The 2,644-nt window shown below is 39.7% G+C and carries 2 protein-coding genes; both read left to right on the top strand.

Features of this window, described 5'->3' with window-relative positions; all coding sequences use genetic code 11:
* Positions 1-185: 185 nt before the first annotated feature.
* On the top strand, positions 186-1,757 hold the full coding sequence (gene istA, locus KHM83_RS19470) for an IS21 family transposase (protein ID WP_213238705.1): 1,572 nt from the start codon (positions 186-188) through the stop codon (positions 1,755-1,757).
* Positions 1,757-2,500: an ATP-binding protein gene (locus KHM83_RS19465; protein ID WP_246543216.1), complete on the top strand. Its 744-nt coding sequence runs from the start codon at positions 1,757-1,759 to the stop codon at positions 2,498-2,500. Before istA ends, KHM83_RS19465 begins: the two co-directional genes overlap by 1 nt.
* Positions 2,501-2,644: the final 144 nt, after the last annotated feature.

Below are 2,644 nucleotides of genomic sequence, written 5' to 3'. Positions count from 1 at the left end.
TGATTATTTCGCTGTCAGGGCAGCATCAATCCGCATTTGAGCATCACCGTTTCACCGATGAGCATCGTCTACGAGTTATAAGTCCGTTCGCGAAATAGCATCACAAATACGTACAATAGCATCACTTCTTATAGAATTGAATATGAGAAAAATTCTCACATTTTCTATAGGAAGGAGCCAAAATAATGGCAAACAAAATCAAGGTAAAACTCATTTTAGAACTGCGAGCATTGAAAATATCACAGCGTGAGATCGCGCGAACACGGCAAATGTCACAACATTCCGTGGGTGATGTTTGTAAACTCGCAAAAGAATTAGGCGTCAGTTATGACGACGTTGTGGACAAAACAGATGAAGATGTATATCAGATGTTTTATCCTGATAAATATGCTGCTGAGGCTATGTTCAGCGCTGTGGACTATAAATACGTTCATACTGAGCTAAAGAAAACAGGCGTAACACTCAAACTCCTATGGCAGGAATATAAAGACTCATGTAAAACTTCGAACCAGCTATCTGTTGGTTACACAAAATTCTGCAAAGATTACGCTGATTATGTAACCGCAAATAACCTTACTAACCACTTGAAACACAAACCAGGAATGGTATGCGAAGTCGATTGGAGTGGTCCGACGATGACGATTGTTGAACCCGTAACAGGCGAAATAATAAAAGTATACCTGTTTGTAGCGACACTTCCATATAGCCAGTATTCGTATGTTGAGCCTTGTTTAGACATGAAACAAGACACTTGGCTGAAATGCAATGTAAATATGTTTGAGTTCTTTGGTGGATCAACCGTCAGAATCACGTGTGACAACCTGAAAACCGGAGTCATCAGCCATCCTCATCAAGGCGAAATCATACTCAATGAGAGATATGAAGATTTAGGAAACCACTATCTTACTGCAATAATACCTGCGGGAGTCAAAAAACCTAAGCAAAAGGCATCTGTTGAAGGATCTGTCGGTAAGATTGCGACAGCAATCATTGCTAAACTAAGAAACATAGAGTTTCATGCGCTACCAGAACTTAAAATTGCAGTGGCTCAAAAACTCAAAGATTTCAATGATGCTCCTTTTCAAAAGCGTGAAGGCAGTAGAACAGATGTATTCAGCAAAGTTGAAAAAAGTCATTTGCGTCCATTGCCATCAACTCCATACGAAATAGCACAGTGGGTTTATGGTCATATAGTGAATCAAGATTGCCATGTTGCATACAAAACAAATCGATATTCTGTACCATACAAGTATGTAGGCAAAAAGGTTGATCTGAAAATTACTGATACATTGATAGAAGTTTTCTTTAAGAGCGAGCGTCTTTGTTCGCACAAAAGGCTACCGGACTATGTCAAATACAAATGGTCAACCAACGAAGAGCATATGCCAGACACGTTTAGTCAATCCAACTGGGATGATACGCGCATCTTGAAGTGGGCATTTTCAATCGGACCGTGCACTGGTGAAGTCGTTAATCGAATTTTTGCAAGTGTACGAATCAAAGAACAGGGCTACAACTCATCTCTATCTGTCCTAAAACTGAGTAAAACATATGGAGAAAAGCGTCTTGAAACTGCATGCGAAATGTCACTTGAACGCGTTCGTTCTCCTCGATACAGAAATCTTAAGGCAATATTGTCGTCAAACCAAGATCAATCATTTGAATCAAAGAAATCTAAGGAACAGTTTGCAGAAAGAAGTGAAACTGTTCAAGGTTACGTCCGCGGATCTCTGTTTTACGGCGGAGGTGACAAATAATGATGCTCAATGAAGAAACCAGAAGAAAACTGCGGGAACTGAATCTTGATGAAATGATTGAAGCTATTGATCAGCAGTCTCAAGATATCAACTGCGCCGTGATGTCATTTGAAGATCGAATGAAGCTTGCAGTGGATTTCGTTTATCAGAAAAAATACAATGGCAAAGTTCAGAGGTTGATAAAACTAGCTAAGTTTCGCATTGGAAATGCTTCGTTTCATGATATTCACTACATCGACCGAGGTCTAGATAAAGAAAAACTCATCGGATTGTCAACAGCACAGTTCATCGATACAAGTTCAAGCATCGTATTTCATGGCTTTGCAGGCTCTGGTAAAAGTTTTCTAGCTTGTGCACTTGGGCGTCAAGCATGCAAGCAAGGAATACGGACAAGATACATTAGGATTCCTGATCTTCTACTGCTACGCGATGAAGCTACATTGTCACCACAGGGCATCTCGAAGCTTCTGAAGAAATTTTCAGCTTACAAGCTTTTGATATTGGATGAGTGGTTATTAGATGATTTATCTGATGAAGAGCAGCATTTTCTTTTCGAACTCATTGAACGCAGACATGACTCAAGTTCGACAATCTTTTGCACTCAGTTCAAGAAAGAAGATTGGCATGTCCGCTTAGGCGGTGGAGTTCATGCAGAAGCAATGATGGACAGAATTGTTCACAATGCTTTTTGGATTTATTCAGGGAATCTGAATATGCGTCAATTCTACTCAAATCAAAAATAAAGTCCTTAAACTACTGCGTACTGCCTTTTGGCAGTGCGCAACTTAATTCAAGTGATGCTCTAACAAAAAATCGTTGATGCTCTAATTGCGAATTAGTGATGCTCAAATGAGCAACTTGGTGATGCTTCTATCGTGAAATATTCA

This window comes from Fusibacter paucivorans (assembly GCF_018390735.1).
Lineage (GTDB): Bacteria > Bacillota > Clostridia > Peptostreptococcales > Acidaminobacteraceae > Fusibacter > Fusibacter paucivorans.
The sequence above is the reverse complement of the archived record's forward strand: the minus strand, read 5'-3'. Positions and strand labels throughout refer to the sequence as shown.

What these genes read in the sequence shown, in the direction of transcription:
- istA (WP_213238705.1), top strand. Translation starts at nt 186, where the DNA reads ATGGCAAACAAAATCAAGGTAAAACTCATTTTAGAACTGCGAGCATTG.
- KHM83_RS19465 (WP_246543216.1), top strand. Translation starts at nt 1,757, where the DNA reads ATGATGCTCAATGAAGAAACCAGAAGAAAACTGCGGGAACTGAATCTT.